The sequence below is a fragment of the Terrisporobacter sp. genome, from assembly GCF_017888745.1.
Classification (GTDB): Bacteria; Bacillota; Clostridia; order Peptostreptococcales; family Peptostreptococcaceae; genus Terrisporobacter.
Genome location: NZ_JAGHFM010000311.1, coordinates 1 through 2500, shown reverse-complemented (window position 1 = coordinate 2500; position 2500 = coordinate 1). Strand labels below are relative to the sequence as shown.

The window sequence follows — 2500 nt, the reverse complement described above, 5'->3', positions numbered from 1 at the left end:
ATTATAGGGCAATATTTAACTCCAGCTTTATTAATTGCTTTAGTATTTTTAATAATAATAGGGATAATATCTCCACTTGGCGATTTGAACCAAGCACCTATGATAAATCAAATATTTGCTGAAGGTATATATCAAGGATATCAGACAATGGACCCTCTTGGAGCTATAGCACTATCTGCAGTTGTTATACTATCACTTGCTGATAAGGGATATAACGATGAATCGCAAAAAGTAAAATTAACACTGCAAGCAGGAATAGTAGCAGCAGTAGCATTATTAATAGTTTATGGAGGTCTTACATATTTAGGATCTACTGTGGCACACCAATTTGTAGGAGTTAATCCAAGCGATATAAATCAAACATCATTAATAGTTAGTATAACAGAACAATTACTAGGTCAACCAGGAAAGATTGTACTTGCTATAATTGTAGCATTAGCATGTTTGACAACAGCTATAGGTCTTACTTCAGCAACAGCGCAGTATTTTACTAAAATTTCTAATGGTATTATAAAGTACGAAACAGTGGTAATAGTTGTTTGTGTATTTAGTGCATTTGTATCTAATTTTGGAGTTAGTGCTATAATATCATTTGCAGGGCCAATATTATCAATTATTTATCCTGCTACAATAGTTTTAGTAATAATGACTTTATTTGGTCATAAAATTAAAAATGATAATGCATTTAAAGGTGCAGCGTATATTGCATTAATTGTAAGTATACTTATAGTTATAGATGGTATGGGTATTAAAATTTTACCAGTAAATAAATTACCATTTGCTAATTTGGGGTTTAACTGGATTGTTCCTTCTATAATAGGAGGTTTATTAGGTTATTTTATACCTCAAAAAAAAGAACAAGATAGTGATGTTTTAGATAGTGCACAATAATAAATACTATACAATAAATGAAAAGCCTAAAAATATAACTATATTTTTAGGCTTTTTTCTAATTAACAGATAAATTTACTTAATTGCATAAGTAGCAAGTGTAATCATATCAGTAAAATTTAAATTGGTTTGTACGTAAGGTTTAATAGTTTTAAATATCTCAATATACTTAGTAAAACTTAAGTCTTTTAAGTTTTTCATAACACAATTTAAAGCTTCTTTTTGTTTAGAAATATCTTTAGAAACTACATTAGCATAAGCCATTGCTTGATATTCATTTAAACTCTGAGTTCCTGGGTTTTGTAAAAGTTCCATATCTGTGTTATTAGATTTAGCATATTCAGAAAAATATTTAGGGATTAGGTTATTTATTACCTCTAAATCTTCTTCTTTAATAGCTACATCTATTCCACCTATTACATCTACTACATTCATTAAATCTTCTAAATTTACTTGAACAAATTTCTCCAATTTAATGTCATTGTCTTTTTCAATGCTTTGTAATAGCTTTTCTTTATCATCTAAATATGTATATTTTTTATCTTTAATTTGAGTTAAATTAATTTTTTTAGACTTTTTATTTATTGATGCTATTACCATATAATTAGACTTATCGTCTAAAAAAAGAATATGTGTATCGTTTTTTGAAAAAACTTTCTCAGAAGTAGACGAATTGTTTTCTGAAGTAGATGAGTCTTTATTTGTATTAGCTACATTTTCGTCCTTCTTAGTTAAATTTTCTTTAGTTTCATATGAATTTTCATTAGTTTTAGAGGATGTTTTATTATCATCTATTACATCGTCATTACTTACTTGTTTTGCATTTGGTAAATCCTCTGTTTTATTTTTATATAATAATAAATCTGCATAAGAAGCAACTGATATTAAGAGAATTATTACACAAATTGATATTAATGCAAATTTTAGTTTTTTTATTATTTTGAACAAAATAAGTCCTCCTTTACTTAATGTTGTAGTTAGATTATGGGAAAAAATTAAAAAAAATATAACTAAATAAAGAAATATTTTAATAATTAGATTAATAAATATTTGTTTTGATGATTTGATTATTAGATGTATGAAGTGATTTTGACTTAGTGATTATATTAGTAAGATATAAGGTTTAATTATTATATCTAAATTGTTAATTATATATACATTAATATATTTTTTGTTTAGAATATAGAAGTAGAGTATATTTATGACAAGAGGAGGGGGATTATGGCGAGTATTTATATTGATTTACTACTTGGTATATTGGCATTAGCTTTAGGTTATGCCACTATTAAGTATAAATTAGGACACTATATAACTTTTGTAAATGAAAAGAAATACGATACTGATAAAGTGGGAAAAACTGCAGGTACCTATATAATGGCTTATGGAGGCATTAATATTCTTTTAGTGATTGCTAAACTCATCGCAAAAGGAACAGAAGTTGGAAATGCATTAGATAAAGCAAGTGTAGGTATTGTAATTGCTATTGCTTTATTAATGTTTTATGATATACGTAAACATTGTAAACGAGAAGAAAAAGAAGAAGTTAAAGAACCTTATAGAGGAAAGAAAAAGAAAAAAAAGAAGAAGAAAAAGAGAAAATAATAAGTAT

Annotated in this window: 3 protein-coding genes; 2 read left to right on the top strand and 1 reads right to left on the bottom strand. The window is 26.2% G+C overall.

Annotation, left to right across the window (positions count from 1 at the left end; genetic code table 11):
* A partial coding sequence (locus J7G74_RS14015) for a branched-chain amino acid transport system II carrier protein (protein WP_297136474.1) occupies positions 1–891 on the top strand: 891 nt, incomplete at its 5' end.
* A gap of 75 nt (positions 892–966) precedes the next feature.
* On the opposite strand, the gene J7G74_RS14010 is transcribed toward J7G74_RS14015, so the two are convergent.
* Positions 967–1839 (bottom strand): LCP family protein, encoded by an 873-nt coding sequence (locus J7G74_RS14010; protein ID WP_297136472.1) that lies wholly within the window; start codon positions 1837–1839, stop codon positions 967–969.
* A 273-nt stretch (positions 1840–2112) separates the two neighbouring features.
* On the opposite strand from J7G74_RS14010, the gene J7G74_RS14005 reads away from it, so the two are divergent.
* Positions 2113–2493, top strand: coding sequence for a hypothetical protein (locus J7G74_RS14005; RefSeq protein WP_297136470.1), 381 nt, complete (start codon positions 2113–2115; stop codon positions 2491–2493).
* Positions 2494–2500: the final 7 nt, after the last annotated feature.